Annotated in this window: 24 protein-coding genes and 1 riboswitch; of the genes, 7 read left to right on the forward strand and 17 right to left on the reverse strand. The window is 64.8% G+C overall.

All coding sequences use genetic code 11. From position 1 onward, the window contains the following. Positions 1–9 precede the first annotated feature (9 nt). From galU to cmk, 8 genes are all read right to left on the reverse strand, one after another. Entirely contained in the window at positions 10–882 is an 873-nt protein-coding gene (gene galU, locus MJ606_RS17810; protein WP_243050898.1) for a UTP--glucose-1-phosphate uridylyltransferase GalU, read from the reverse strand. After that, positions 883–2,778 carry a nucleoside-diphosphate sugar epimerase/dehydratase gene (locus MJ606_RS17815; RefSeq protein WP_243050899.1) on the reverse strand — a complete coding sequence of 632 codons (1,896 nt, stop codon included), beginning with the start codon at positions 2,776–2,778 and terminating at the stop codon, positions 883–885. Then, complete coding sequence (locus MJ606_RS17820) at positions 2,765–3,796, reverse strand: glycosyl transferase family 4 (RefSeq protein ID WP_243050900.1); 1,032 nt, start codon at positions 3,794–3,796, stop codon at positions 2,765–2,767. The genes MJ606_RS17815 and MJ606_RS17820 overlap by 14 nt, the downstream gene beginning before the upstream one ends. A gap of 7 nt (positions 3,797–3,803) precedes the next feature. Continuing rightward, complete coding sequence (gene lapB / locus MJ606_RS17825; protein ID WP_243050901.1) at positions 3,804–4,979, reverse strand: lipopolysaccharide assembly protein LapB; 1,176 nt, start codon at positions 4,977–4,979, stop codon at positions 3,804–3,806. Then, positions 4,976–5,242, reverse strand: a complete 267-nt coding sequence (locus MJ606_RS17830; RefSeq protein WP_243050902.1) for a DUF1049 domain-containing protein — start codon at positions 5,240–5,242, stop codon at positions 4,976–4,978. Before MJ606_RS17830 ends, lapB begins: the two co-directional genes overlap by 4 nt. A 179-nt stretch (positions 5,243–5,421) precedes the next feature. Continuing rightward, positions 5,422–5,709 (reverse strand): integration host factor subunit beta, encoded by a 288-nt coding sequence (locus tag MJ606_RS17835; RefSeq protein ID WP_046973381.1) that lies wholly within the window; start codon positions 5,707–5,709, stop codon positions 5,422–5,424. 67 nt (positions 5,710–5,776) lie between these two features. Beyond that, entirely contained in the window at positions 5,777–7,450 is a 1,674-nt protein-coding gene (gene rpsA, locus MJ606_RS17840; protein WP_243050903.1) for a 30S ribosomal protein S1, read from the reverse strand. Positions 7,451–7,616: 166 nt separating this feature from the next. Beyond that, a complete protein-coding gene (gene cmk / locus MJ606_RS17845) occupies positions 7,617–8,297 on the reverse strand; it encodes a (d)CMP kinase (RefSeq protein ID WP_243050904.1) in 681 nt (226 codons plus the stop codon). Between the two features lie 115 nt (positions 8,298–8,412). Between cmk and MJ606_RS17850 the strand changes: the two genes are divergently transcribed. The 4 genes from MJ606_RS17850 (at position 8,413) to ykgO (ending at position 12,149) form a co-directional block, all read left to right on the forward strand. Beyond that, positions 8,413–8,670 (forward strand): acyl-CoA-binding protein, encoded by a 258-nt coding sequence (locus tag MJ606_RS17850; RefSeq protein ID WP_243050905.1) that lies wholly within the window; start codon positions 8,413–8,415, stop codon positions 8,668–8,670. A 109-nt stretch (positions 8,671–8,779) separates the two neighbouring features. Continuing rightward, positions 8,780–10,798, forward strand: a complete 2,019-nt coding sequence (locus MJ606_RS17855) for an NADPH-dependent 2,4-dienoyl-CoA reductase (RefSeq protein WP_243050906.1) — start codon at positions 8,780–8,782, stop codon at positions 10,796–10,798. 240 nt (positions 10,799–11,038) lie between these two features. After that, positions 11,039–11,935: a LysR substrate-binding domain-containing protein gene (locus MJ606_RS17860; RefSeq protein WP_243050907.1), complete on the forward strand. Its 897-nt coding sequence runs from the start codon at positions 11,039–11,041 to the stop codon at positions 11,933–11,935. Positions 11,936–12,023: 88 nt separating this feature from the next. After that, positions 12,024–12,149, forward strand: a complete 126-nt coding sequence (ykgO, locus tag MJ606_RS17865) for a type B 50S ribosomal protein L36 (RefSeq protein ID WP_008215056.1) — start codon at positions 12,024–12,026, stop codon at positions 12,147–12,149. A 126-nt stretch (positions 12,150–12,275) separates the two neighbouring features. On the opposite strand, the gene greA is transcribed toward ykgO, so the two are convergent. The 3 genes from greA to carA are packed head-to-tail and all read right to left on the reverse strand — an operon-like array spanning position 12,276 to position 17,105. Further along, positions 12,276–12,752, reverse strand: a complete 477-nt coding sequence (gene greA, locus MJ606_RS17870; RefSeq protein ID WP_243050908.1) for a transcription elongation factor GreA — start codon at positions 12,750–12,752, stop codon at positions 12,276–12,278. Further along, the gene (gene carB / locus MJ606_RS17875) at positions 12,749–15,976 is read right to left on the reverse strand and encodes a carbamoyl-phosphate synthase large subunit (protein ID WP_243050909.1); all 3,228 of its coding nucleotides are present in this window, start codon (positions 15,974–15,976) and stop codon (positions 12,749–12,751) included. Before carB ends, greA begins: the two co-directional genes overlap by 4 nt. Beyond that, positions 15,969–17,105, reverse strand: coding sequence for a glutamine-hydrolyzing carbamoyl-phosphate synthase small subunit (gene carA / locus MJ606_RS17880; RefSeq protein WP_243050910.1), 1,137 nt, complete (start codon positions 17,103–17,105; stop codon positions 15,969–15,971). Before carA ends, carB begins: the two co-directional genes overlap by 8 nt. 214 nt (positions 17,106–17,319) lie before the next feature. Between carA and MJ606_RS17885 the strand changes: the two genes are divergently transcribed. From MJ606_RS17885 to MJ606_RS17895, 3 genes are all read left to right on the forward strand, one after another. Continuing rightward, positions 17,320–18,015 carry a 2OG-Fe(II) oxygenase gene (locus MJ606_RS17885; RefSeq protein ID WP_243050911.1) on the forward strand — a complete coding sequence of 232 codons (696 nt, stop codon included), beginning with the start codon at positions 17,320–17,322 and terminating at the stop codon, positions 18,013–18,015. Between the two features lie 58 nt (positions 18,016–18,073). Next, positions 18,074–18,826 (forward strand): tetratricopeptide repeat protein, encoded by a 753-nt coding sequence (locus MJ606_RS17890; RefSeq protein WP_243050912.1) that lies wholly within the window; start codon positions 18,074–18,076, stop codon positions 18,824–18,826. Positions 18,827–18,938: 112 nt separating this feature from the next. Next, a complete protein-coding gene (locus tag MJ606_RS17895; protein WP_243050913.1) occupies positions 18,939–19,688 on the forward strand; it encodes a DUF4184 family protein in 750 nt (249 codons plus the stop codon). Here the strand turns inward: MJ606_RS17895 and MJ606_RS17900 are convergent. The 6 genes from MJ606_RS17900 to grpE all read right to left on the reverse strand — a co-directional run bounded on the left by MJ606_RS17900 (position 19,676) and on the right by grpE (position 26,764). Continuing rightward, positions 19,676–20,680 carry a sodium:calcium antiporter gene (locus MJ606_RS17900; RefSeq protein WP_243050914.1) on the reverse strand — a complete coding sequence of 335 codons (1,005 nt, stop codon included), beginning with the start codon at positions 20,678–20,680 and terminating at the stop codon, positions 19,676–19,678. The two genes, MJ606_RS17895 and MJ606_RS17900, sit on opposite strands and share 13 nt — an antisense overlap. Positions 20,681–20,764: 84 nt before the next feature. Then, positions 20,765–20,915, reverse strand: a riboswitch (yybP-ykoY riboswitch). A gap of 83 nt (positions 20,916–20,998) precedes the next feature. Further along, positions 20,999–21,907, reverse strand: coding sequence for a pyridoxal kinase (pdxY, locus tag MJ606_RS17905; protein ID WP_243050915.1), 909 nt, complete (start codon positions 21,905–21,907; stop codon positions 20,999–21,001). Between the two features lie 71 nt (positions 21,908–21,978). Beyond that, positions 21,979–22,782, reverse strand: a complete 804-nt coding sequence (dapB, locus tag MJ606_RS17910; RefSeq protein ID WP_243050916.1) for a 4-hydroxy-tetrahydrodipicolinate reductase — start codon at positions 22,780–22,782, stop codon at positions 21,979–21,981. A gap of 123 nt (positions 22,783–22,905) precedes the next feature. Further along, positions 22,906–24,027 carry a molecular chaperone DnaJ gene (dnaJ, locus tag MJ606_RS17915; RefSeq protein ID WP_243050917.1) on the reverse strand — a complete coding sequence of 374 codons (1,122 nt, stop codon included), beginning with the start codon at positions 24,025–24,027 and terminating at the stop codon, positions 22,906–22,908. 133 nt (positions 24,028–24,160) lie between these two features. After that, positions 24,161–26,086, reverse strand: a complete 1,926-nt coding sequence (gene dnaK / locus MJ606_RS17920) for a molecular chaperone DnaK (protein WP_243050918.1) — start codon at positions 26,084–26,086, stop codon at positions 24,161–24,163. Positions 26,087–26,245: 159 nt separating this feature from the next. Next, on the reverse strand, positions 26,246–26,764 hold the full coding sequence (grpE, locus tag MJ606_RS17925; protein WP_243050919.1) for a nucleotide exchange factor GrpE: 519 nt from the start codon (positions 26,762–26,764) through the stop codon (positions 26,246–26,248). Positions 26,765–26,803: the final 39 nt, after the last annotated feature.

Below are 26,803 nucleotides of genomic sequence, written 5' to 3' on the forward strand. Positions count from 1 at the left end.
GTGCAACATTCAGAGCGAAGCGATCAACTCGCGCACCACCGGGGCGAGCTTGGGATCCTGCAGCGCCATGTGCATGGTGGCGCGCACCAGGCCGGCCTTGTTGCCGCAGTCGAAACGGGTACCCTCGAAACGGTAGGCGAGCACCTTGCCGTGCTCCTTGAGCAGCGCCTCGATGGCATCGGTGAGCTGGATCTCGCCACCGGCGCCCGGCGTGGTCTGTTCCAGCAGCTCGAAGATGCGCCCCGGCAGCACGTAGCGACCGACCACGGCCAGGTTGGACGGTGCATCGGCCGGCTTGGGCTTCTCCACCATATGGCGGATCTGCGCACTGCGCTCGTCGATCGGGGTGGCGTCGACGATGCCGTACTTGTCGGTCTCGTTGTGCGGCACTTCCTCGACGGCGATGACACCCGCATGCTGCGCCTCGGCCAGCTCGGCCATCTGGCGCAGCGCGCCCTTGCCCTTGTTCCAGATCAGATCGTCCGGCAGCACCACGCCGAACGGCTCGTCGCCGACCACCGGCTTGGCGCAAAGCACGGCGTGACCAAGGCCCAGCGCTTCCGGCTGGGTCACGAAAATGGCGCGCACGTGCCTGGGCAAGGTGCCCTGCACCAGGGCGAGCAATTCGTCCTTGCCCTTCTCATGCAGCTTCGCTTCCAGCTCGTAGGCCTTGTCGAAGTAATCGGCAATGGCGTGCTTGTAGCGATTGGTGACGAAGATCAGGGTATCGGCGCCAGCATCCACCGCTTCGTCCACCGCATATTGGATCAGCGGGCGATCCAGCACCGGCAGCATCTCCTTGGCGACCACCTTGGTGGCCGGCAGGAAACGCGTGCCGAGACCAGCCACGGGGAAAACCACCTTGCGCAACGGCTTGCTCACTTACTTCTCTCCTGATTCATTGCGGCGAAGCGATACCACGTTGTCCGGCTGCGCCGAGTCGCTCCAGCGGAACGTCGGCAACAGGTTGGACACGCAATAGCGCAAAGCATCCTCGTCATAGGCAACCACGGCTTCCGCCGCCTTGGTCATCTGTGTGTACAGCAAGTCCCACTTCACCGGCCGATACTGCGCGAGGAAAATCTTCGCGTGCGTCGTCTCGATGTAATTCTCGAGGGGATGGAACAATTCCTCGAACAACTTTTCGCCCGCGCGAAGTCCGGTATAGACGATCGGGATCTCGGTGTTGGGCTTGCGGCCGGCCAGACGGATCATCTGCTCGGCCAGATCGCGGATCTTCACCGGCTCGCCCATGTCGAGCGCGAAGATCTCGCCGCCCTTGCCCAGGGCAGCGGCCTGCAGGATCAACTGGCAGGCCTCCGGAATGGTCATGAAGTAACGCGAGATTTCCGGATGCGTGATGGTTACCGGGCCGCCATTGCGAATCTGCTGCCGGAACAGCGGCACCACGGAGCCCGCCGAATCGAGCACGTTGCCGAAACGCACGGTGATGAAATGGGTATCCGAGTGCTCGTTGAAATTTTGGCACCAGATCTCGGCCACGCGCTTGCACGCCCCCATCACGCTGGTCGGGTTGACCGCCTTGTCGGTGGAGATGAGCACGAAGCACTCGACCTTGTGCCGGTCCGCCAGCTCGGCGACGGTACGCGTCGCCAGCACGTTGTTGCGGAAGGCCGCACGCAACTGGCCCTGCAGCATCGGCACATGCTTGTAGGCCGCCGCATGGAACACCACCTGCGGCTGGTACTCGGCGAACAGCTTGCGCATGGCCGCCGGGTCGCCGCAGTCGGCCAGGATGCTTTCGTAGATCAGCTCCGGATACTCGGCGCGCAGCTCCTGCGAGATCCGGTAGAGGTTGTACTCGCTGTGATCGACCACGCACAGCGCCTGCGCGCCCAGCCGGGCCACCTGCCGGCACAGTTCCGAACCGATGGAGCCGCCGCCACCGGTGATCAGCACGCGGCGACCGGTCAGCGTGACGCGGATGGCGGTCCAGTCCAGCTCGACGGTATCGCGCCCGAGCAGGTCCTCGATGGCCACTTCCTTGATCTCGTTGAAATGCGCCCGGCCGGAAACCACGTCCTCGAGCTTGGGCACCGTACGGTAAGGCAGCCCGCTCAGGTCGCACAGCTCGACCACCCGGCGCATCTCCTGGGTGGAGGCGCCCGGCATGGCGATCAGCAGCATCTGTGCCGCCACCTCGCGGGCCAGCTCGGGAATCTGCTCCAGCCGGCCAAGCACCGGGCGGCCATTGATACTGGCGCCGCGCAGGCTTTCCTTGTCGTCGACAAAACCCACCACGGTATAGCCGTTGTCCCGGTGCAGGTCGCGCGACAGCGCCTCGCCGGCCCGGTCGGCGCCCACGATCAGCACACGCTGGGTAGGCTTGGCCTGGAACAGGTCGACCCGACTGTCCTTCCAGAATCGGTAGGTCAGGCGGGGCATACCCAACAAAACACAGAGAACCGCCGGGTAAAGCAGCAGTACCGAGCGAGGAACGTCATCCAGCCGGTTGTAGAGGATCAATACCGCGGCAATGGCAAGCGTGCCGAGTACGGCGGCGCGCAGGATATTCCACAGGTCGGGCAGGCTCGCGAAGCGCCAGACGCCCTTGTACAGGCCCGTCCAGCTCAGCACGGCCCCCTGCACCAGCAACACCAGCGGGAATTCGAGCGTGTGAAAACTGATCGCCGCGTTGTCGACCAGCGCATAACGCAGCGCCTTGGCCACCCACCAGGCCAGCGCCGCCATCAGCAGGTCGTGCACCACCACCGCCATGCGCGGATGGATGACACCGATCAGTTTACGAAGCGACATGACGGCCCTTGTGCAAAACGCGCCTCAGACACTGGCGCTTCATGAGTATCCAAACAGCGGTCGCTATCAAATAGGTACCCATGCATACCAGCACCGACCATGCCGGCTGGAGCCATGCCAGCGCGGCCAATGGGGCCGCCACCAACAGGTTCCAGGCCAGATAGCACGCTCCCCCCGTGGCATGCGTGAATCCACTGCGAACCAACCACTGATAAAGGTGTTCGCGATGCGCAGTGTACCAACGACGGCCACTCACCATACGCCCCAAGAGCGTAAGGCTAGCGTCCGCTACAAAAGATGAACCGAGGATCAAGGCCGGCCATAACAGATACCCATCGACCCGCCACAGCATCGCGATCAGGGCGAACAGCAACAAGCCCATGGTGCCGCTCCCCACGTCCCCCATGAAAATACGGGCGCGTGGCCGGTTGTAGTACCAGAAGCCCAGCGCCGCTGCGGCAAGGCAGGCCGCGGCCCCAGCCAGCGCCGGCTGGGCTGCCGCATAGGCCAGCAAGGCCAGCCCCAGCCCGACGAAGATCACCTGCTGGGCCAGCAGGCCATCGATGCCGTCCATGAAATTGTGCAGGTTGATGCTCCAGGTACCGGCCAGCACCAACACCGGCCCCCACCACCAGGACATGCCAGCCAGGCCCAGGGCCACTGCCAGCAGGGTCGCCGATACCAGCTGGATGCCAAGCCGGGGCAACACCGGGAGGGAGCGATGGTCGTCCCACCAGCCGACCGCCGCCACCAGCACCGCCGACACCACCAGTGCACCGACCACCATGCCAGGCCATGCCGCCGGCAGCTGGCTGAGACCGATCGGCATGGTCAGCACCGCGGCCACCACGATGCCGATACCGCCACCGCGCGGCGTGGGCATGTCATGCGATCGACGCTGTCCGGGCAAGTCCATCATGCCGCGACGATGCGCATAGGCGATGGCGCCACGCACCACCACCATGGCAACCAACCACGAAGCCAGCACCAGTCCTATCGCCAGCGAAGCCGGAGTCATCCGCGCCTCATTCGTTGGCGACGCCGTGAATCGGGCGAATCGTGCTCCAGCTCTTGCAACTCGGGCATTGCCAGTGGTGCGCCTTGGCGCCGAAACCGCAGCGGCTGCAGCGGTACATCGCCTGCCCCTCCAGCAGCTTTCTGGTGAGGTCGCGCAGGATCAGGAAATTCTCGCGCGCCTCGCCCTCGATCTTGTCCATGGTCGCGTCGATCAACGCCATCAGCCCGCGCACGGAAGGACGCTGGCGCAACTGCGAAGTGAGAAACTCGATGGCCGTGCGCTCGCCATCGCGCTGCTGATACAGCCGCGTGAGCGCGAGCACCGGCGAAATGCCGTGATAGCGTTCGAGGATGTCGCGCAGGAAATGCTCGGCATGCTCCATCTGCTGGGAGCGCGCATAGCTGTTCAATAATGGCGGCAGGATCTCCGGCACGAAGGCGATATCCGCCTCCACCGCCTGCTCGTACACCTTGGCGGCCTCGGCATGCTGGCCCTCTTCGGCATACAGGCGGCCAGTGAGCATGAAGGCACGCACGCAATCGGCCTGGCAGGCGAAGGCCTGGCGCAGGTACTCCCGCGCTTCCTGGCGCGCGCCGTGCTGGCGGGATTGTTCGGCGAGTTCGCAATAGAACTGCGCGATCATCCCCGACTCGTCCTCGCCGGTCATCGCCTCGAGGCGACGGGCGTGCTCGATGGCTTTATGCCAATCGCGTTCGTGCTGGTAGATCGCAATCAGGTGACGCAATGCCGACGGCGCATGCGCATCCATCGCCACCAGGTCGGAGAACAGCGTCTCGGCACGATCGAGCAGGCCGGCCCGCATGTAATCCTCGCCCAGTTCGAGCAGGGCGACGGTCTTCATGGCATCGGAAAGGCCCGGGCGCGAAACCAGGTGCTGGTGCAGACGGATCGCACGATCCACCTCGCCGCGCCGACGGAACAGGTTGCCCAGCGCCAGGTGGGTTTCCACCGTGTCGCGGTTGTATTCGGCCAGCTTGAGGAAAACCTCGATTGCCTTGTCCTGCTCCTCGTTGAGCAGGTAGTTCAGGCCACGGAAGTAATCGGAAGACAGCTCGCTGACCTGGGCGCCCGAACGGCGCGCGCCTGCCTTGCGGGCGGTCCACCAGCCACTGGCAAATGCTGCAGGTACCAGCAGGACAAGTACGTACAGAAGCGCGCTCATGCACCAGCCGTCGAGGTCTTGCCCTGGTCCGCGCCGGCCGATGCCTGGCGACGCCGGCGTCGATGTCCGACGCTCACGCCCAACCACGCCGTAAGACCGCCGAGCAACCAGCCAATGACCAGGGCAAGCAGCAAGGCCGCCCCCTTGGGCAGCTCAAGCCGCACGAATGCCAGGTCATAACTGACCAGATCGGCGTTGAGCGCCCCAAGCACGATGCCGGCGGCAATGAAAAGCAGGAGGATCAGCGTAACGATCAGTCGCATGCGGCGACTTTAACCGATTGCCGGGGGCCGTCACAGGCGCGCGTTCGGCCGGCCTTCAGGAAATGGGATACGTGGCGATCCCGCACGGAGAAGCGCTGCTGCCGCCGCAAAAAAAGAAGGCAGGAACGGCTGACGCCGCCTGCCTTCGCCTTGCCTGTCATGAAACCCCTTGAGGGGGATCAATCCAGGTTCAAATTGACACGTTCGCGCAGCTCCTTGCCGGGCTTGAAGTGCGGGACGTGCTTGCCAGGCAGCGCCACGGCGTCACCTGTCTTGGGGTTGCGACCCATGCGCGGCGGGCGGTAGTGCAGCGCGAAGCTGCCGAAACCGCGTACCTCGATGCGCTCGCCGTTGGACAAGGCATGGCTCATCTGTTCGATGACGCTCTTGACCGCCAACTCCACGTCGGCGAACGCAAGGTGGGTTTGACGCCGTGCCAGCGCCTCGATCAATTCGGATTTGGTCATGGGTCCCCAATGTCCGTGACTTGAACCAGCGGGGCGACTGTCGCCGCCCCGCATTCCTTACGCCTGCTTAGTCAGCCTTGTTGAGCTGCTCTTTGAGCAGCGCACCGAGCTTGGTCGTGCCGCCGGAAGCGGACGTGTACTCGGCCATGGCGTCGTGCAGTTCTTCCTCGTCCTTCGCGCGGATCGACAGCTGCAGCTGGCGGCCCTTACGGTCCATGCCAGTGAACTTGGCCTCGACCTTGTCGCCCACCTTCAGATGCTGCGTGGCATCGTCGATGCGCTCCTTGGCGATGTCGTTGGCGCGCAGGTAACCCTCCACGCCTTCGCCCAGGTCGATCACGGCGCCCTTGGCATCCACTTCCTTCACGGTGCCATTGACGATGGTGCCGCGCGGGTTGGTGGCCATGAACTGGCCGAACGGATCCTGCTCCATCTGCTTGATGCCGAGGGAGATGCGCTCGCGCTCCGGATCCACCGCCAGCACCACGGCTTCGATCTCGTCGCCCTTCTTGAAGTTGCGGACGAGGTCTTCACCCGAGGCCTGCCAGGAGATGTCGGACAGGTGGACCAGGCCGTCGATGCCGCCGTCCAGGCCGATGAAGATGCCGAAGTCGGTGATCGACTTGATCTGGCCGGACACCTTGTCGCCCTTCTTGTGCATCGCTGCGAAGGCTTCCCACGGGTTCGAGCGGGTCTGCTTGATACCCAGCGAGATGCGGCGACGCTCTTCATCCACGTCCAGCACCATCACTTCGGTCTCGTCGCCGACCTGCACGACCTTGGCCGGGTTGACGTTCTTGTTGGTCCAGTCCATCTCGGACACGTGGACCAGGCCTTCCACGCCCGGCTCGATCTCGACGAAGCAGCCGTAATCGGTGACGTTGGAGACCTTGCCGAACAGGCGGCTGCCGACCGGGTAGCGGCGGGCGATGGCGACCCACGGATCGTCGCCCAGCTGCTTCAGGCCCAGCGACACGCGGTTGCGCTCGCGGTCGTACTTCAGCACGCGGACGTCCAGCTCGTCGCCGACGTTGACGACCTCGGACGGATGACGCACGCGCTTCCACGCCATGTCGGTGATGTGCAGCAGGCCGTCGATGCCGCCCAGGTCCACGAACGCGCCGTAGTCGGTGAGGTTCTTGACCGTGCCCTTGACCACCGCGCCTTCGGTCAGGCGCTCCAGCAGCTTCTCGCGCTCCTCGGAGAACTCGGTCTCGACGACGGCGCGGCGGCTGACCACCACGTTGTTGCGCTTGCGGTCGAGCTTGATGATCTTGAACTCAAGGGCCTTGCCTTCCAGGTACACGGGATCGCGCACCGGACGCACGTCGACCAGCGAGCCCGGCAGGAATGCGCGGACGTCCTTGATGTCGACGGTGAAGCCACCCTTGACCTTGCCGGAAATCATGCCGGTGATGGTCTCTTCCTTGTCGAAGGCCTGCTCGAGGTCGTCCCAGACCATGGAACGCTTGGCCTTCTCACGGGAGAGCTTGGTCTCGCCGAAACCGTCTTCCAGGGCATCGAGGGCAACCTTCACCTCGTCGCCAACCTGCACTTCCAACTCGCCCTTCTCGTCCTTGAACTGCTCGATCGGGACGATGCCTTCGCTCTTCAGGCCAGCGTTGATCACGACGACGTCGTTGCGGATTTCCACAACGATACCGGTGACGATCGCGCCCGGCTTCAGCTTGGAGATAGCCTGTTGGCTCTGTTCAAACAGTTCGGCAAAACTTTCAGTCATGTTGATTCCAGAAATGAGAAAAGGCCTTAAGCCCCATGCGCGCCGTGGAATGAATAGCGCACGGGCAGTCGGCCCACCGGTTATGGGTGTCGCCGGATCGCTCCGTTGGCACCGTTGACCAAAACCCCCGCCGCGGCAGGGGCACCAAAAGCCATCGACAGCCCCTTCAGGACTGCACGACAGCCAATACTTTCGCGACGACTTCGTCGATGCCCATGCCGGTGGTGTCGATGAAAACCGCATCTGCGGCCGGCTTGAGCGGCGCGACGGTTCGCGATGCATCGCGGGCGTCACGCGCTTCGATCTCGCGCTGAAGGGTGGCAAGTGTAACGCCCAGCCCCTTTTCCTTCAACTGCTTATAGCGCCTTTTCGCACGTTCGGCGGCACTTGCGGTCAGGAACACCTTGAATGGCGCCTCGGGGAAGATCACGGTACCCATGTCCCGCCCGTCGGCGACCAGGCCCGGGGCCTTGCGAAACCCCAGCTGCATATCCACAAGTGCTTGACGTACCGAAGGAATCGAGGCAATCGCCGAGGCTGCCGCACCCGCCGTTTCGGTGCGCAATTCATCGGTGGCGTCGTGGCCATTGACCAGCACGTGGGTATCCCCGCCGTCGGCAGCAGCCTGGAAACGGATCTTGGTGGTCTGGGCGCAACGGGTCACCGCCTCGGCGTCGGACAGGTCCAGCCCCTCCATGCCGGCGGCATAGCCCACCGCGCGGTACAGCGCCCCGGAATCGAGCAACCGCCAGCCCAGCGTCTCGGCGACCCGCCGACTGATGGTACCCTTGCCCGATCCCGACGGTCCGTCGATGGTCAGCACGGGAACGGACGACGAAGGGCTCATGGGGACTCCTGACAGTGGCAGACGAAAGCGCCTATGCTATCGCGTTGCCTACCCCGCATGGACCGCGTGATATCCCGCAGCACCCTTACCAGTCAGGCCCATGCAAGCTTTAACCATGAACGATCTGCGTCACGCATTCGAGCAAGCCGCCGAAGATATCCAGCGGCTGGACCAACGGCCGGATAACGACACCCTGCTGAAGCTTTACGCGCTCTACAAGCAGGGCTCGGAAGGCGACGTTCACAGTAACCAGCCCGGTTTCTTCGACTTCGTCGGCACGGCCAAGTACGAGGCCTGGGCGCAGTTGCGCGGGCTGCCGGAAGAGGAAGCGATGCAGCGCTACATCGAGCTGGTGCATCAACTGCTAGCCTGACGCCAGCAGCGGGACTGCGGCCAGACATCTACCCGCCCCGCTCGCCCCTCTTGCTTTCAAACGCCCGCAGCGGGCACATTCATACGACCGTTTGAACCTTCCGGGCCGTATGAACTATCCCCATTTGTTTGCCCCGCTCGATCTCGGGCACACCACCCTGCCTAATCGCATCCTGATGGGATCGATGCATACGGGCCTGGAAGACAAGTCCGCGGACTACGACAAGCTGGCCGCCTACTTTGCCGAGCGCGCCCGCGGCGGCGTGGGACTGATGGTGACCGGCGGCATCGCGCCCAGCATCCAGGGCTGGCTGAAGCCCTTCGGTGGCCGCCTGTCGATGCCATGGCACGTGGCGCGCCATCGCAAGCTCACCCGCGCGGTACATGCCGAGGGCGGCAAGCTGTGCATGCAGATCCTGCATGCCGGTCGCTACGGTTATCACCCGCTCTCGGTGGCGCCCTCGAAGATCAAGTCCCCGATCACGCCGTTCACGCCGCGCGCCCTGTCCAGCGGCGGTGTCGAGCGCACCATCCGTGACTTCGTGCGCTGCGCCAAGCTGGCCCAGGAGGCCGGCTACGACGGCATCGAGGTGATGGGTTCGGAAGGCTATCTGATCAACCAGTTCCTGGCGGCGCATACCAATCAGCGCAGCGACGCCTGGGGTGGCGATGCCGCCAAGCGCATGCGTTTTCCCGTGGAAATCGTGCGTCGGACGCGCGAAGCCGTGGGCCGCGACTTCATCATCATCTACCGCCTGTCGATGCTCGACCTGGTGCAGAACGGCCAGGACTGGAGTGAGATCGTCACCCTTGCCAAGGCCATCGAGGCGGCCGGCGCCAGCATCATCAACACCGGCATCGGCTGGCACGAAGCGCGCGTGCCCACCATCGTCACCAGCGTGCCGCGCGCCGGCTTCGCCTGGGTGACGAAGAAGCTCAAGGGCGAGGTGGGCATTCCGCTGATCACCACCAACCGCATCAACATGCCGGACGTGGCCGAGCAGATCCTAGCCAGCGGCGAGGCCGACATGGTGTCGATGGCGCGCCCATTGCTGGCCGATCCGGCCTGGGCCAACAAGGCCAAGGCGGGAAAGAGCGAGCGCATCAATACCTGCATCGCGTGCAATCAGGCCTGCCTCGATCACGTGTTCCAGAATCGTCGCGCCAGCTGCATGGTCAACCCGCGCGCCTGTCACGAGACCGAGCTGCGGATCGTTCCGGCCACTACGCCCAAACGCTTTGCCGTGATCGGCGCCGGTCCCGCGGGACTCGCCTGCGCCAGCACGCTGGCCGAACGTGGCCATCAGGTCACCCTGATCGATCAGGCCACAGACATCGGCGGCCAGTTCAACGTGGCCAAGCGCATTCCCGGCAAGGAGGAATTCCACGAGACGCTGCGTTACTTCCGCCATCGCCTGGACGATGCCGGCGTGCAACTGCAGTTGGGCCAGACCGCGGACGCCGCCACACTGGCCGCAGCAGGGTATGACGAAATCGTAGTGGCCACCGGTATCACGCCGCGGCAGGTCAATTTCCCTGGCAGCGACGACCCTCGCGTGCTGAGCTATCTGGACGTGCTGGCTCGCGGCAAGCCCGTGGGCTCACGGGTGGCCATCATCGGTGCCGGCGGCATCGGCTTCGATACCGCGGAATTCCTGGTCGAGCATCAGCCCTCCCCCACCCTGGACATCGCCCGCTGGACCCGGGAATGGGGCGTGGACATGCAACTGGAAAACCGCGGCGGCCTCGCTCCCGCCCAGCCCGAGGCGCCAGGCCGGCAGGTGTGGCTGCTCCAGCGCAGCGAAGGCCGCCCCGGCGCGCGGCTCAACAAGACCACCGGCTGGGTGCACCGCGCCACGCTCAAGGCCAAGCGCGTCACCATGCTCGGCGGCGTGGCCTATGAGCGCTTCGACGACCAAGGCCTGCACGTCACCATCGATGGCCAGCACCAGGTGTTGCCGGTGGACAACGTGGTGATCTGCGCCGGCCAGGAGCCGAATCGCGCGCTGGCCGACGCATTGATCGCCGCCGGCATCAAGACCCACGTGATCGGCGGCGCCGACGTGGCCGCCGAACTGGATGCCAAGCGCGCCATTGATCAGGGCACCCGGCTGGCCGCCAGCCTCTGAAACGACAACGCCCGGCCAGGGGCCGGGCGTTGTGCTGGAAAGAAAGCGCCCCGCTGGGCGACGCGTCGATATGGGTCAGGGGGGAGGAAGACCAGATATCGCGGGGGTAGCGTCGCAGCGGGGCGAGGGTCGCCGCCACCTGGGGGGAGGGGACGGTGGCGGGACGGAAGAAATAATATGATCGACGAGTTATAGAAACAAATATATATTTAGACCACTACTTAGTCGATTTGCATATATATGTTCGATTTCCGTCAGCTTCGTTACTTCGTAACCGTCGCCGAGGAACTGAGCTTTACCCGCGCCGCCCAGCGCCTGTATATCTCGCAGCCCCCACTTTCCCAACAGATCCAAGCACTTGAGAACGACCTGGGGGTGCGCCTGCTGGAGCGAAACAAGCGCCACGTGGCCCTGACCGAACCCGGCAAGCTGTTTCTGGAACAGGCCCGCCAGATCCTGGACAAGGCCGAGGAGGCCCGCATCCAGATGGCCGACGTCGCCACCGGCTTCAGCGGCAAACTGCGGCTGGCCTATACGGTCTCGGTGACCTTTCATCCCGCCCTGCCCCAGACCCTGCTGCGCTATCGCAGCTTTGCCCCGCAGGTACGCCTGATCCTCAGCGAGATGTACACCGAGCACCAGTACACCGCCCTGCTCGCTGGCGAGCTGGACGTGGGCTTCGTGCGTGACCTGCCCGTGCACGAGAGCATCGCGCGCAACCTGCGCCTGGACATCATCGACCACGAACCGCTGGTGCTGGCGCTTCCCGCCGACCATCCGCTGGCCGGCCGCGAAAGCATCTGGCTGCGCGAAGTGGCAATGGAAGCCTTCGTGGTGCAGCCGCGCGACCTCGCCGCCACGCTGTATGACCGCCTGACCCAGATCGCCGCCAAGGCCAACTTCCACCCGCTGATCCGGCAACACGCCCAGCAGATCAACGGCCTGCTGGTGCTGGTGGCCGCCGGCATGGGCCTGGCGCTGGTGCCGGCCTCGATGCGCTCGGTGAACCTGGCCGGCGTGAGCTATCTGCGCCTGGAGGACCCGGACGCCTATATGCTGCTGGCCCTGGCCAGCCGTGCCGACGACCCGTCGCCGGTGGTGCGGCGCTTTCTCAGCGCCATGACGGAACCCGAATGAGAGGCAGCTTAAGGACTTGTGTCAAGCCATTCTGCCGGTTACAATTCCGTTCTTGTATTTTTTCTTTCTTTAGTTTCAGGAGCTGGCCGTGAAGGTGCTTTCCTCTTTGAAGTCCGCCAAGCAGCGGCACCGTGACTGCAAGGTTGTGCGCCGTCGCGGCAAAGTGTTCGTGATCTGCAAGAGCAATCCGCGTTTCAAGGCTCGTCAGCGCTGATCTGTCAGCTGCGACTAGTCACGAAGAAGGGCCGCGAAAGCGGCCCTTTTTTGTTGCCTCGGATACGTGCCGGCGTTGCCGGATGCGGGAGCGCACCCTGTGCGCTCCCGCCCAAGCAAGGCAAGATCAGGCGTAGCGGACGCCGGTGATCTCGTAGCGCTTGACCCCATTGGGCGCCTTGAACTCGAAGCTGTCGCCTTCGCTCTTGCCGATCAGGGCTCGCGCGATCGGCGAAGACACCGCGATAAGCCGCTGCTTGATGTCCGCTTCCAGGTCACCCACGATCTGGTAGGTCACGGCTTCGCCGGTTTCCTCTTCTTCCAGGTCCACTATCGCACCGAACACCACGCGGGTACCGGCGGCAAGGCGGCTGACGTCGATCACTTCGGCCGTGGACAGCGCCGCTTCCAGCTCGGCGATGCGCCCCTCGATGAAACTCTGCTGCTCACGCGCCGCGTGATACTCGGCGTTTTCCTTCAGATCGCCGTGGGCGCGCGCCTCCGCGATGGCCGCGATGATGCGCGGCCGATCGGACGACTTAAGCTTCTCCAGCTCGCCGCGAAGACGCTCTGAACCCGCCTTGGTGATGGGAGCTCGACTCATGCCTTCAATTCCTTATGCAGTTCCTGCAGGCTGTGCACGGAGCCGTCGCCATGGAAATCGAGCGAATGCACCAGCGCACGCGCGCCTGCCACCGTGGTGGAGTACGTGACGCGCTGCTGCAAGGCCTCGCGTCGGATCGAGAACGAGTCGGCGATCGCCTGCTTGCCCTCGGTCGTGTTGACGATATAGACGATTTCGCCGTTCTTGATCAGGTCGACGATGTGCGGACGGCCTTCGATCACCTTGTTGATGCGCTCGCAGGCCACGCCATGCGAGCCCAGGTAGGCGGCCGTGCCTTCGGTGGCGACCAGGCTGAAACCGCGCTCCAGCACTTCGCGCGCCACCGGCAGCAGGCGATCCTTGTCGGCATCGCGCACCGACACGAATACCTTGCCCTTGGGCGGCGTCTTGATGCCGGCGGCATCGTGGCCGCGTGCGAACGCGGCGCCGAAGCTGCGGCCCACGCCCATCACCTCGCCGGTGGAGCGCATTTCGGGGCCAAGGATGGGATCGACGTTCTGGAACTTCAGGAACGGGAAGATCGCTTCCTTCACCGAGTAGTACTCGGGGATCACTTCGCGCGTGGTGCCCTGGGCGATCAGCGAGCGACCGGCCATGGCGCGCGCGGCGATCTTGGCCAGCGGCACGCCGGTGGCCTTGGACACGAACGGCACCGTGCGCGAGGCGCGCGGGTTCACCTCGAGGATGAACACGGTGTCGCCCTGGATGGCGAACTGGGTGTTCATCAGGCCGATGACCTTCAGCTCCTTGGCCATCAGGGCCACCTGGCGGCGCATCTCGTCCTGCACTTCCTGGGTCAGCGAGTACGGCGGCAGCGAGCACGACGAGTCGCCCGAGTGCACTCCGGCTTCCTCGATGTGCTCCATGATGCCGCCCACCAGCACGTTGCCTTCGGCGTCGGCAATGATGTCCACATCCACTTCAACCGCGTGGTCGAGGAAGCGGTCCAGCAGCACCGGCGAATCGTTGGACACCTGCACCGCCTCGCGGATGTAGCGCGTGAGGTCGGCATCGCCGTAGACGATTTCCATCGCGCGGCCACCCAGCACGTAGCTCGGACGCACCACCAGCGGGTAGCCGATCTCGCGTGCCAGCGCCAGCGCCTCGTCCGCGTTGCGCGCGGTGCGGTTCGGCGGCTGCTTCAGGCCGATCTTCTCGATCATCTGCTGGAAGCGCTCGCGATCTTCCGCCAGGTCGATGCTGTCCGGGCTGGTGCCGATCACCGGCGCCCCAGCGGCTTCCAGCGCACGCGCCAGCTTCAGCGGGGTCTGGCCGCCGTACTGCACGATCACGCCCTTGGGCTTTTCAAGATCGATGATCTCCAGCACGTCCTCAAGCGTGAGCGGCTCGAAGTACAGGCGATCGGAGGTGTCATAGTCGGTCGAGACGGTTTCCGGGTTGCAGTTGACCATAATGGTTTCGAAACCATCCTCGCGCAGGGCGAGTGCCGCGTGCACGCAGCAGTAGTCGAACTCGATGCCCTGGCCAATGCGGTTCGGACCGCCGCCAAGCACGATGATCTTGTCGCGGTCGGTCGGGTTCGCCTCGCACTCTTCCTCGTAGGTCGAATACATGTAGGCCGTGGTAGTGGCGAACTCGGCCGCACAGGAATCCACGCGCTTGTACACCGGACGCACGCCCAGGGTACGACGCAGGTGGCGCACGGCGCTCTCGTCCGAGCCGATAAGTTCGGCCAGGCGAGCATCGGCGAAGCCCATGCGCTTGAGTTCGCGCATGCGTGCGGCGTCGAGCGCGGTGACGCCCTGCGCCTGCACGTCCTTCTCGGTCAGCACGATGTCCTCGAACGCGGCGAGGAACCAGGGGTCGACGCGGCTGAGGCTATACACCTCGTCCAGCGTGAGACCGGCGCGGAACGCATCGGCCAGATGGAACACACGATCCGGACGCGGCTCGCGCAGCTCGCGCTTGAGCGCGGCGATGCCTTCCTCGGTGCTGAGATCCAGCCCGGTCGGGTTGAGGCCGGTCTTGCCGATCTCCAGGCCACGCAACGCCTTCTGCAGCGATTCGTGGAAGGTGCGGCCCATCGCCATCACCTCGCCCACCGACTTCATCTGGGTGGTGAGGCGGGCATCGGCCGACGGGAATTTCTCGAACGCGAAGCGCGGGATCTTGGTGACCACGTAGTCGATGGTCGGCTCGAACGAGGCCGGGGTGAGACCGCCGGTGATGTCGTTCTTCAGCTCGTCCAGCGTATAGCCCACGGCCAGCTTGGCGGCGATCTTGGCGATCGGGAAGCCGGTGGCCTTGGAGGCCAGCGCCGACGAACGCGACACGCGCGGGTTCATCTCGATGACCACCACGCGACCGTTCTCGGCATTGATGCCGAACTGCACGTTGGAGCCGCCGGTATCCACGCCGATCTTGCGCAGCACCGCGATGGAGGCATCGCGCAGGCGCTGGTATTCCTTGTCGGTGAGCGTCTGCGCCGGCGCCACGGTGATCGAGTCGCCGGTATGCACGCCCATCGGATCGAGGTTTTCGATCGAGCACACGATGATGCAGTTGTCCGCCTTGTCGCGGACCACTTCCATCTCGAATTCCTTCCAGCCGAGCACGGATTCCTCGACCAGCACCTCGCCCACCGGCGACAGTTCCAGGCCGCGCTTGACGATCTCCTCGAACTCTTCGCGGTTGTAGGCGATGCCGCCGCCGGAACCGCCGAGCGTGAAGCTGGGGCGGATGATGGTGGGGTAACCCACCTTGGCCTGGGTCAGCAGCGCCTGCTCGAAGGTGCGCACCACTTCGGCCTTGGGGCATTCCAGGCCGATCTCGGCCATGGCGACGCGGAACAGCTCACGGTCCTCGGCCATGCGGATGGCTTCGCGCGAGGCGCCGATCAGCTCGACGTTGTACTTCTCCAGCACGCCGTTGTCGGCCAGGTCGAGCGCGCAGTTGAGGCCGGTCTGGCCGCCCATCGTCGGCAGCACCGCATCCGGGCGCTCCTTGGCGATGATGCGCTCCACCGTCTGCCAGTTGATCGGCTCGATGTAGACGGCGTCGGCCGTCTCCGGGTCGGTCATGATGGTGGCGGGGTTGGAATTGACCAGGATGACCCGGTAACCCTCTTCCTTCAGCGCCTTGCAGGCCTGCGCGCCGGAGTAGTCGAACTCGCAGGCCTGGCCGATCACGATCGGGCCAGCGCCAATGATGAGGATGCTCTTGATATCGGTGCGCTTAGCCATGCGTGCGGGCCTCCTGCATCAGGGCGGCAAAACGGTCAAACAGGTAGCCGATGTCGTGCGGGCCGGGGCTTGCTTCCGGGTGACCCTGGAAGCAGAACGCCGGGCGATCGGTGAGCGCGAAGCCCTGCAGCGAACCGTCGAACAGCGAGGTGTGGGTGACGCGCACGTTCGCCGGCAGCGTGGCCGGGTCGACCGCGAAGCCGTGGTTCTGCGAAGTGATCAATACACGGCCGTCGTCCAGATCCTTCACCGGATGGTTCGCGCCGTGATGGCCGAACTTCATCTTCAGCGTCTTGGCGCCCACCGCCAGGCCCATGATCTGGTGGCCCAGGCAGATGCCGAACAGCGGGATCTTCGCGTCGAGGAACTGCTTGGTGGCTTCGATGGCGTAATCGCAGGCCGCCGGGTCGCCGGGGCCATTGGAGAGGAACACGCCATCGGGCTTCAGCGCCAGCACCTCGGCGGCCGGGGTCTGCGCCGGCACCACGGTGATGTCGCAGCCCTGCTCGGCAAGCAGGCGCAGGATATTGTGCTTCACGCCAAAGTCGTAGGCCACGACCTTGAAGCGTTTGGACGGCTGATTGAAGGCCGTGCGGTCAAGGTCGTAGACGCCCTCGCTCCAACCGTACGACTCGCCGACGCTGACCACCTTGGCCAGGTCCATGCCATTGAGTCCGGGGAATGCGCGCGCCTTGGCCAGCGCAGCCTCGGCATCCACCGTTTCGCCAGCCACGATGCAGCCGGACAGTGCGCCCTTGTCGCGCAGGATGCGGGTGAGGCGGCGCGTGTCGATGCCGGCAATGGCCACGATGCCGTGGCGCTTGAGGTAATCGGGCAGGCTTTCGGTGCTGCGCCAGTTGCTGGCGCGACGCGGCACGTCGCGCACGATCAGGCCGGCGGCATGCACCGTCTCGGACTCGGCGTCCTCGACATTGACGCCGGTGTTGCCGATATGGGGGTACGTCAGGGTGACGATCTGCCGGCTGTACGAGGGATCGGTGAGGATCTCCTGGTAACCGGTCATGGCGGTGTTGAAAACCACCTCGCCGACGGTTTCACCAGTCGCGCCCACGGCGTGGCCGTGGAACACGCTGCCGTCTTCGAGGGCAAGCAATGCGGGGATAGGCATGGGAAAGTCCGCCTTTTAGGTGCAGCAAGGTCCGCAAGCCGCACTAAGCAGGCTTGTGGACCTTAGTCGAGGAATGTTTCAGGGCGGGTCGAAATGATAGGTGCAAGGGCCCTTTCTGTCCACCAAAAACAGCTGAACACCGACATCAACTGGCGCTCAACGACAGCGGATTCGGGCTGTACACTAGCGCCGCCCAGCCCATGACCGGACATCCATGAACTTAGCCGCGCTGCTCGATCCCGCCCGTCTCGACCGACCGGATACGGATGTACGGCTGGAGCCGTTTCCGTTCCTGGTAGCGCACGGGCAACTGCCGGACGAGGCGCGCAGCGAGCTGGAGCGGGATTTCCCGCGCTATACCAGCGCAGGCTTCTTCCCCTACGACCCCAGCGACTGTGGCCCGTCGATCAACACCCTGGTGCAGCAATTGAGCTCGGCGGAGTTCGCCAGCGCCATCGGCAAGCGGCTGGGGATAGCGAATCTCGGCCAATATCCCACCCTGATCACCCTGTGCCGCTTGCTGAACAAGCGCCACGGCACCATCCATACCGACAGCAAGTCCAAGGTCGCCACGGCCCTGCTCTATCTCAACCCCATGTGGCCCGATACCAGCGACGGCTGTCTGCGCTTCCTGGGCAGCATCGACAATATCGACAGCCTGGTCGCCCCCGAGCTCAAGCCGCTGTATGGCGAATTCGCCGTGTTCAAGCGCTGCGACAACTCCTTCCATGGCCACCTGCCCTATGAAGGCGAGCGCAGGGTCATCCAGGTGGCCTGGCTCACCAGCGAAGAGGAGAAGCTGCGCAAGACCAAGCGCGGCAAGTTCTCCCGCGCGTTCAAGAAACTGTTCGGCTCGCTCGACCGCAAACTGGGCGCCGGCCGCGACCGTAACGCCGCCCACAAGGACTGAGCCTGCGCCGCCCGGCCAGGCCGGGCGTTCAGGCCGACATTGCATCCAAGGATTAGGCATGCCATTCGTTCTCCTGCTTTCCATCGCCCTGCAGATCGCCTGCGCGGTTCACGTCGTGCGCAGCGGTCGCCCGCTGTACTGGATCTGGCTGATCCTGATCGGCTCTTATCTCGCCGTGGCGGTGTATCTGCTGGTGGCCGTCATCCCCGACTTTCGCCACGACCCGCGCGGACGCAAGGCGGCCAGCAAGGCCTTGCACGCCATCGATCCGCAGCGGCGCAAGCGCGAACTGCAGCGCCAGCTCGAACTCAGCAACACCGTGGAGAACCGGCGCCGGCTTGCCGACGAAAGCCTCAAGCTGGGCGATTACGACAACGCGCGCGAGCTATACCAGGGCCTGCTCACCGGCATGTATGCGACCGAACCCGACTTCATGCTCGGCCTGGCCCACGCACAAGCCGGACTGGGCGACTTCGCTGCCACGCGGGCCACACTGGATGCGTTGATCAAGGCCAGCCCGGCTTACAAGTCAAGCGAGGGGCATTTGCTCTACGCGCGCAGCCTGGAAGAGCTAGGCGAGTACGACTCAGCCCTGGAAGAGTATCGCGCGCTGGCCGACAGCTATCCCGGCGAAGAGGGCCGCTATCGTTATGCCACCCTGCTTGCCCGGCGCCAGCGCCAGGCCGAAGCGCGTGCCGTACTGGAATCGTTGCTCAACCGGGCCAAACTGATGCCCGGCTACTACCGACGCAAGGAGCAATCCTGGCTGAAGGCCGCACGGTCGGAGTTGGCAAGACTAGGCCAATCCTGAAGCGGCACGGCCTTGGCGCGGCCCTGGCCCAGCCTCTGACCGCCACTTTTCAGCCATGGGCATGGCCTGATCCACGCACAGAGTGACGCGGCATCGACCTCTGTGATCCGCCATGCCATTCACCCTGAGCCATGTCGCCGCCGTCCTGCCGTTGCGGCGTCGCTGCAGTGCCGATGCGTTTGCGGCACTAGCCATTGGCAGCGTGATGCCTGACCTCCACTACTTTCTGCCGGTACTGCGCAAGCAGTGGCCGCTGCCCAGCCATCACCTGATCAGCCTGCCGCTGTTCTGCCTGCCGGTGGGCTGGTTGCTATGGCGATGGTGGCGTCCCTTGTGGGCGGCGGCCGGCATGGTCGAAGGCAGGCCACAGCCTATGCCGGCCTTATGGCGCGTGATGCTCGCGCTGACCATCGGCGCTCTCACGCATCTGGCATGGGATGGCTGCACGCATGCCAACTACGGTCTTGGCGTCTACCTGCCCGCGTTGGGGCAACCGCTATTCCGGATCGGCCATGCCACCATTTCCAGCGCCAACCTGTTGCAATACATCAGCAGCGTGGCGGGATTGCTGTTGCTGGCCGCAGCCGCATGGCCTGCCCGCCAGCGCTTCATGCATGACATGCGGGCTGCAGTGCCCGCTAGTTGGCTGATGCTCTCGCTGGTGGTCGCGGCCGTCCTTACCGCCTCACTGACCTTCGCCTTCACCTGGAATCCTGGCGACGACGCCGACCAGCTACGACACACGATCCGGCTGACAGCGTGGAATGGCCTATCCTCGCCCTTGCTGATCATCGTCGCGTATCCGCTGATCTGGCGCCTTCATCAACGCAGGCTCATGGGCAGAAACGGTCAAGCCGCGTAGAAGTGCCAGGCCACGAAAACGGCGAACACCCCATAGAGCAATCCCACCGGCACCAGCCAGCGCGCATCCACGCGCCCCCGGCGAAACAGCCACCACAGGTAGATCACGGCCACGCCCGTAAGCACGCCGGCGACCATCAGCGGCGGATCGAACAACCACGGCGTCGCGAACAGGGCAAGCGAACTGGGAATGGTCGCCTGGATCATCATGGCGCCGGAGATGTTGGCCAGCGCCAGGCGCTCCTTGCCCTGGCGCACCCAGATCAGCGCGTTCATGGTTTCAGGCAGCTCAGTCGCGACGGGGCTGAGCACCAGCGCGACGAGATGCGGCGACAACTGCAACGCCACGCCAATGGCCTCGATCTGCTTGACGAAGGTATGCGAGGCGAAGGCGATCACCACCAATGCCAGCGTCGTCTGCAGGGCAACCCACCACAACGACGGCTCGACAGCTTTCGGCTGGAACTTCAGCGGCTCAAGCTCCTCCTCTTCCGGCGCCGTATCGGATGACTTCAGCTCACGCCATACGTAAAGGCCATAGGCCAGCAGAAACAGCACGCCCAGCCACGGCTTGAAGGCAAAGGCGACCAGGCCCAGCCCGCACTTCACCACGAAGATGGCGAGGAACCACGATTGGTCACGCGCTAGGCGGCCGTACTCGACGCGCACGGCATGATCGGCACGCTGCAGGCGACGGCGATGGGCCCATAGCGCTACGCCGACCACGGCGTAAGCGATGGTGGCGAGGACCAGCGGGCCACCCAGCGCCGCACCGACACCGATATCCCTTTGCTCAGGTGTCTTGCCGAGGATGACAGCCACGAACGTCACCGCGCTCTCCGGGAGAGCGGTGCCAAACGCAGCGAGAATGGTGCCCGTGGCGGTGGCGCCCAGGTTCAACTTCTGGCCGAACCACTCGACGCCGTTGACGAAATACTCGCAGGCAACATAGATCGCGCCGGCCGACAGCAGGAACAACAACACGGTAAGCATGCTTTTTCCATGGCCGGGCGAGCGGAAAACCATTGGCGCGACGACGCGAGCTCGCCCGGCCAGGGTGAGCGCGTCGCGGCCAAAGGTCTCGCCGGGCTGCCGACACCTGACGGCATCGGTGACCATCCGCGCCATGAAGCCGAAGCCTCAAGTCTGTTGACGCGGATTCCTCTGGAATCGCAAACCCGAGGGGCTTGCGGCGGGGTGAGGATGGCTACTCCCCAATGACAACGGGCGGCATGTTAATGGCGATGGGGTGGCCGGGCAAGCCGAGACCGTGCGCGTTATCCCGGTGCATACCGGGATGACGAAGCCCCATCAGGCCTTCTGCGCGGCGAACCGCGGAGCGCCATCGCGCTGCGCCGCCGGCACCGCGACGGTGATATCCAGCTCTTCGTACTGGTTTGCCAGGGTCGACTCCAGCGCGGCATGCACGCCGGCTACGGCCCTTTCCAGCGCCCGCGGCATCGCTTCGCCCGCCAGCAGGCTCGCGACCAGCAAGGCCGTCAGTACGTCACCGGGGCCGTCCGGGTCGATGGGCAGCTCGGGCGAGGTCACTTTCCACGCCTCATCACGCCCCACCGCCAACGTCACCAGTTCGCCAGCGGCATTGCGGAGACTATGCGTGATGATCCAGGCCGGCCCCTGTGCAAGCAATGCACGTGCAGCGGCGAGGCCGTCCGCCTCGGTCACCGCAGGCAAGCCACTAAGACGCTCCAATTCGAAGGCATTGGGTGACAGCAGCCAAGCCTGCGGCAGCAGCCGCTCGCGGAACACGGTTTCAAGACCCGGTTCGACATAGGGGCCGGTATGCGTATCACCCATGACCGGATCGAGGCAGAAACGCAGTTGCGGCGCTTCTGCCATTACCCCTGCGACCCAGTCGGCGAACCGGTGGCCATTGTCGATACTGCCCAGATATCCCGAAAGCAGTACCCTCGCGCGCCGGTGCAGATCACGTTCGCGCACTCCTTGCAGCAGGTCACCGAACCAGTCGGAAGGCAGCACCCTGCCACGCAGGGTGCCGTAGAAAGGCGTATTGCTGAGCAGCGTCGTCGGTACCTCGGCCACGCGCAGGCCCCACTGGCGCAGCGGTGGCACGGCGGCACTGTTGCCGGCATGGCCGTACACCAGTTGCGACTGCACGGAAATGACATCCACCGGCACCGGCCCTTCAGGGCGGTTGCGCCGGCGATGGACGAAATGGTCGTCGAGCGGCTGGCTCATGGCCTTCCCTCATTCGGCGTGCCATCGGCACGCCAAGATGGCGCAGCGTGAAGCGCCGCCGCCGGAAGTCGTTAGTGTACGCAGCGATCCGTCAGCATCGCGTCCAGGTCATAGGGGCCCGCGGGCCGCCCACTGATCCAGTGCGCCGCCTCCAGCGCACCGCGCGCAAAGATGGAGCGGTCGGTCGCGCGATGCCCCAGCTCCACCCGTTCACCCTGCCCCATCAAGAGCGCCACATGCTCGCCGACGATGTCGCCGCCGCGCACCACGGCGAAGCCGATGGTGCCGTGCTCTCGCGGGCCGGTACGGCCTTCGCGGGCATACACCGCGCTCTCGCCCAACGAGGTGCCGCGCGCAGCGGCGGCCGCTTCGCCCAGCGCCAGGGCCGTGCCCGATGGCGCATCTTCCTTGCGGTTGTGGTGCGCCTCGATGATATCGAGGTCCCATTGAGGGAGTGCGGCGGCGGCTTCGCGCAGCAGGCGCGTCAGCACCGCCACACCCAGGCTGAAATTGGCCGCGCGCAGCAGCGCAATGCGTCGTGCCGATGCGGCCAGGCGAGGCGCAAAGCTGGCATCCAGGCCGGTGGTGCCGGTCACCAGTGCCGCACCATACGACTCGCAATAGGTCAGTGCGCCCGCCAGCCCGGCCGGGCCGCTGAAATCAATGACCACGTCCAACGCATCGGCGGCGGGCCATTCGTGGGTGAAGCGCAAACCATCCTCGCCCGGGTATATCGGGCGCCCCAGCTGCGGCGAATTCGGCCCGGTGATGGCGGTCACCAGCACAAAGCGGGCGTCCCCCTTGACCAGTCCAAGCAGGGCCTGCCCCATACGACCAGTAGCGCCATTGATGGCGAGGCGAACGGGGTGGCTCATGCGTGGGCTCCTTCCGGGGACGGCGGCAAAGACGGAAGACGCGATGCTACCGTCAGCCACCCACGCCGTACACCTGCGAACGCGAAAAGCGGCGCTCCTTCCCTGCGGAAGGAGCGCATGGACTTACGAGGTGACGCGCGACCAGAACTGCTTGACGCCATCGACCCACGACTTGGCGCGCGGCGTGTGCTTGTCGGCCTCGCCGTTGGCGAACGTGGCCTCAAGCTGCTCGAACAGCTCACGCTGCTGCTTGGTCAGGCGCACCGGCGTTTCCACCACCACGCGGCAGATCAGGTCACCGGTACGGCTGCTGCGCACCGACTTCACGCCGCGTCCGCGCAGGCGGAACAACTGGCCGGTCTGCGTTTCCGCGGGAATGCTGATGGACACCTCGCCGTCCAGCGTGGGCACCTGCAGTTCCGCGCCCAGCGCCGCCTGCGAGAAACGGATCGGCAGCTCGCAATGGAGGTCGTTGCCGTCGCGCTGGAAAATGGCGTGCTCGCGCACGCGTACTTCGACGTACAGATCGCCCGCTTCCGCGCCGGCGGGACCCGCCTCGCCCTGCCCGGCCAGCCGGATGCGGTCGCCATTGTCGACGCCGGCGGGAATGTTCACCGACAGCATGCGGGTTTCTTCCAGGCGCCCCTCGCCATCGCATGCCTTGCAGGGATTCTCGATCGCCTGGCCGGAGCCACCGCAATGCGGGCAGGCCTGCTGGATGGAGAAGATGCCATTCTGCATGCGCACGCGGCCATGGCCATGGCAGGTCTTGCAGGCCACCGTCTTGCCGTCGGCCGAACCCGAGCCGTTGCAATGGTGGCAGTTCACCTGGGTGGGGATCTCGAACTTCCGCTCGACGCCAAACACGGCTTCCTCGAGGTCCAGCTCCATGATGTAGCGCAGGTCCGAACCGCGGCGGGCACGACCACGCGCGCCACCACCGAAGATGTCGCCAAAAATGTCGCCGAAGATATCGCCCATGTCGCCGAAACCGGCACCGCCGCGGCCGCCCATGCCATGCTCGAAGGCGGCATGGCCGTGCTGGTCGTACAGCGCACGCTTCTGGGGATCCGACAGCACTTCGTAGGCCTCCTTGGCCTCCTTGAATTTCTCCTGCGCATGCGGATCGTCCGGGCAGCGGTCCGGGTGATATTTCATCGCCAGTCGACGGAAAGACTTTTTCAGCTCGACTTCCGTGACGGTACGCTCGACGCCCAGAATTTCGTAGTAATCACGCTTGCTCATTGTTGCATCCGGCATGGACCGCTCTCTCTTGCACATGAATCGAGCGATCCATGTCTCCTCAGCAAGCAGCCCGCGCCTAGGTTGAGAGCCTGGGCGCGGGCTGCGTCAGATCGGCAGCGCCGACCGGCCAATATTACTTCTTGTCGTCCTTGACTTCAGTGAACTCGGCATCGACCACGTCGTCGTGGCCTGCCGGGCCCTGCTGCGCCCCCGCGTGGGCACCGGCATCCGCCTGTGCGCCACCGCCCTGGGCCGCGGCGTACAGCGCCTGCGCGACCTGCTCGAGCTTCTCGATCTTGGACTCGATGACGCCCTTGTCGTCGCTGTCCTTGACCTTTTCCAGATCGGACAGTGCGCCTTCGATCGTGCTGAGCTGATCGGCCGGCACCTTGCCGCCGTGATCCTTCAGCGCGCTGCGGGTGGCATGCACCAGCTGGTCGGCCTTGTTGCGGGTGCCCACCAGTTCGTGGAACTTGCGGTCGTCTTCCTTGTTGGCCTCGGCGTCGGCCACCATGCGGTTGATCTCGTCTTCGGACAGGCCCGAACCGGCCTTGATCTCGATTTTCTGTTCCTTGCCGGTCTTCTTGTCCTTGGCCGACACGTGCAGGATGCCATTGGCGTCGATGTCGAAAGTGACCTCGATCTGCGGCATGCCGCGCGGCGCCGGCTCGATGCCCTGCAGGTCGAACTTGCCCAGCGACTTGTTGGCGCTGGCACGCTCACGCTCGCCTTGCAGCACGTGCACGGTCACGGCGGTCTGGTTGTCGTCGGCGGTGGAGAACACCTGCGAGGCCTTGGTCGGCACGGTGGTGTTCTTCTCGATCAGCTTGGTCATCACGCCGCCCATCGTCTCGATGCCGAGCGACAGCGGGGTCACGTCCAGCAGCAGCACGTCCTTGACGGTGCCGCCCAGCACGCCGCCCTGGATCGCGGCGCCGACAGCGACGGCCTCGTCCGGGTTGACGTCCTTGCGCGGCTCCTTGCCGAAGAAGTCCTTCACCGACTCCTGCACCTTGGGCATGCGGGTCTGGCCACCGACGAGGATGACCTCGTTGATGTCGGACACGCGCAGGCCGGCGTCGTTCAACGCGGTGCGGCACGGCTCGATGGTGCGCTTGATCAGGTCTTCCACCAGCGCCTCGAGCTTGGCGCGGGTGAGCTTGATGTTGAGATGCTTCGGACCGGAAGCGTCGGCCGTGATGTACGGCAGGTTCACTTCGGTCTGGTGGCTGGACGACAGCTCGATCTTCGCGCGCTCGGCGGCGTCCTTCAGACGCTGCAGCGCCAGCGGATCCTTGCGCAGGTCCATGCCCTGGTCTTTCTTGAATTCCTCGACCAGGTAATCGATGACGCGCATGTCGAAGTCTTCGCCACCCAGGAAGGTGTCGCCGTTGGTGGCCAGCACTTCGAACTGCTTCTCGCCGTCGACTTCGGCGATCTCGATGATCGACACGTCGAAGGTGCCGCCGCCGAGGTCATACACGGCCACCTTGCGGTCGCCGCCCTTCTTGTCCAGGCCATAGGCCAGCGCGGCCGCGGTCGGCTCGTTGATGATGCGCTTGACGTCCAGGCCCGCGATGCGGCCGGCGTCCTTGGTGGCCTGGCGCTGGCTGTCGTTGAAGTAGGCCGGCACCGTGATCACGGCTTCCGTGACCGGCTCACCGAGATAGTCCTCGGCGGTCTTCTTCATCTTCATGAGGACCTTGGCCGAGATCTCCTGCGGCGCCATCTTCTTGCCGTCGGCCGTCTCCACCCAGGCGTCGCCGTTGTCATGCGCGACGATGCCGTAGGGCACGATGTGCAGGTCTTTCTGCACTTCCGCGTCGGTGAACTTGCGGCCGATCAGGCGCTTCACCGCGTAGAAGGTGTTCTTGGGGTTGGTCACGCTCTGGCGCTTGGCCGGCGCGCCCACCAGCACTTCGCCGTCCTTGGTGAAAGCGACGATGGACGGCGTGGTGCGATCGCCTTCCGAGTTTTCGATGACCTTGGCGGTGTTGCCATCCATCACGGCCACGCAAGAGTTGGTCGTGCCCAGGTCGATACCAATGATTTTGCCCATGTCTTTAGCTCCCTCAATACTTGATGCGGCGACGCGGCCGCGAATGGTTTCCAGATGGGGCCCACTGCCTGGCATCTCAATACCGGCAAGACCAACCACCCCTTGCTGTCGTTGCCCAAAGGGGACGCGGTTCAGGCGTCCTCGGCTTGCAGCAAGGCATTACTCCTTGGCGACCGCCACCAGCGCAGGACGCAACAGCCGATCATTCAACACATAGCCTTTCTGCAACACGCTCACGACGGTGTTGGGGGCAGCGCCGGGTGCCTCCACCATGCTCACCGCGTGATGCTTCTCCGGGTCCAGCGGCTGCCCCACCGGGTCGACCTGGACCAGGCCGTTGTTCTCGGCAATCTTCAGCAACGACTTGAGCGTGAGCGCAATGCCCTCGCGCACGCTGGCGACGTCGCCACTTTCCACCTGCAGGCCGCGCTCGAGGCCGTCGTACACCGGCAGCAGCTCGTTCAACAGCTTTTCGTTGGCGAAGCGGCGAGCCTGCTCCACGTCGCGGTGCAGGCGTCGGCGCTGGTTCTCGATCTCGGCCTTTTCGCGCAGCACGGTTTCACGCAGCTCGGCATTGCCAGCCTCGAGTTCGGCGACGCGCGCCTTGAGTGCCTCCAGCTCCGCGTTGGGCGACTCGCCCCGCGCCTCGTTGGACGTCGTTGGGTCATTGCTCTGCATGTGTTACTCCAAGCCTTATCCATGGCTGGCGCGCGAGGC

This window comes from Dyella sp. RRB7 (genome assembly GCF_022761115.1).
Taxonomy (GTDB): Bacteria; Pseudomonadota; Gammaproteobacteria; order Xanthomonadales; family Rhodanobacteraceae; genus Dyella.

What these genes read in the sequence shown, in the direction of transcription:
- carB (WP_243050909.1), bottom strand. Translation starts at nt 15,976, where the DNA reads ATGGCTAAGCGCACCGATATCAAGAGCATCCTCATCATTGGCGCTGGC.
- rpsA (WP_243050903.1), bottom strand. Translation starts at nt 7,450, where the DNA reads ATGACTGAAAGTTTTGCCGAACTGTTTGAACAGAGCCAACAGGCTATC.
- MJ606_RS17855 (WP_243050906.1), top strand. Translation starts at nt 8,780, where the DNA reads ATGAACTATCCCCATTTGTTTGCCCCGCTCGATCTCGGGCACACCACC.
- MJ606_RS17895 (WP_243050913.1), top strand. Translation starts at nt 18,939, where the DNA reads ATGCCATTCACCCTGAGCCATGTCGCCGCCGTCCTGCCGTTGCGGCGT.
- MJ606_RS17860 (WP_243050907.1), top strand. Translation starts at nt 11,039, where the DNA reads ATGTTCGATTTCCGTCAGCTTCGTTACTTCGTAACCGTCGCCGAGGAA.
- greA (WP_243050908.1), bottom strand. Translation starts at nt 12,752, where the DNA reads ATGAGTCGAGCTCCCATCACCAAGGCGGGTTCAGAGCGTCTTCGCGGC.
- MJ606_RS17850 (WP_243050905.1), top strand. Translation starts at nt 8,413, where the DNA reads ATGAACGATCTGCGTCACGCATTCGAGCAAGCCGCCGAAGATATCCAG.
- MJ606_RS17835 (WP_046973381.1), bottom strand. Translation starts at nt 5,709, where the DNA reads ATGACCAAATCCGAATTGATCGAGGCGCTGGCACGGCGTCAAACCCAC.
- MJ606_RS17885 (WP_243050911.1), top strand. Translation starts at nt 17,320, where the DNA reads ATGAACTTAGCCGCGCTGCTCGATCCCGCCCGTCTCGACCGACCGGAT.
- pdxY (WP_243050915.1), bottom strand. Translation starts at nt 21,907, where the DNA reads ATGAGCCAGCCGCTCGACGACCATTTCGTCCATCGCCGGCGCAACCGC.
- MJ606_RS17900 (WP_243050914.1), bottom strand. Translation starts at nt 20,680, where the DNA reads ATGCTTACCGTGTTGTTGTTCCTGCTGTCGGCCGGCGCGATCTATGTT.
- dnaK (WP_243050918.1), bottom strand. Translation starts at nt 26,086, where the DNA reads ATGGGCAAAATCATTGGTATCGACCTGGGCACGACCAACTCTTGCGTG.
- grpE (WP_243050919.1), bottom strand. Translation starts at nt 26,764, where the DNA reads ATGCAGAGCAATGACCCAACGACGTCCAACGAGGCGCGGGGCGAGTCG.
- MJ606_RS17890 (WP_243050912.1), top strand. Translation starts at nt 18,074, where the DNA reads ATGCCATTCGTTCTCCTGCTTTCCATCGCCCTGCAGATCGCCTGCGCG.
- dapB (WP_243050916.1), bottom strand. Translation starts at nt 22,782, where the DNA reads ATGAGCCACCCCGTTCGCCTCGCCATCAATGGCGCTACTGGTCGTATG.
- MJ606_RS17815 (WP_243050899.1), bottom strand. Translation starts at nt 2,778, where the DNA reads ATGTCGCTTCGTAAACTGATCGGTGTCATCCATCCGCGCATGGCGGTG.
- dnaJ (WP_243050917.1), bottom strand. Translation starts at nt 24,027, where the DNA reads ATGAGCAAGCGTGATTACTACGAAATTCTGGGCGTCGAGCGTACCGTC.
- MJ606_RS17820 (WP_243050900.1), bottom strand. Translation starts at nt 3,796, where the DNA reads ATGACTCCGGCTTCGCTGGCGATAGGACTGGTGCTGGCTTCGTGGTTG.
- carA (WP_243050910.1), bottom strand. Translation starts at nt 17,105, where the DNA reads ATGCCTATCCCCGCATTGCTTGCCCTCGAAGACGGCAGCGTGTTCCAC.
- lapB (WP_243050901.1), bottom strand. Translation starts at nt 4,979, where the DNA reads ATGAGCGCGCTTCTGTACGTACTTGTCCTGCTGGTACCTGCAGCATTT.
- MJ606_RS17830 (WP_243050902.1), bottom strand. Translation starts at nt 5,242, where the DNA reads ATGCGACTGATCGTTACGCTGATCCTCCTGCTTTTCATTGCCGCCGGC.
- cmk (WP_243050904.1), bottom strand. Translation starts at nt 8,297, where the DNA reads ATGAGCCCTTCGTCGTCCGTTCCCGTGCTGACCATCGACGGACCGTCG.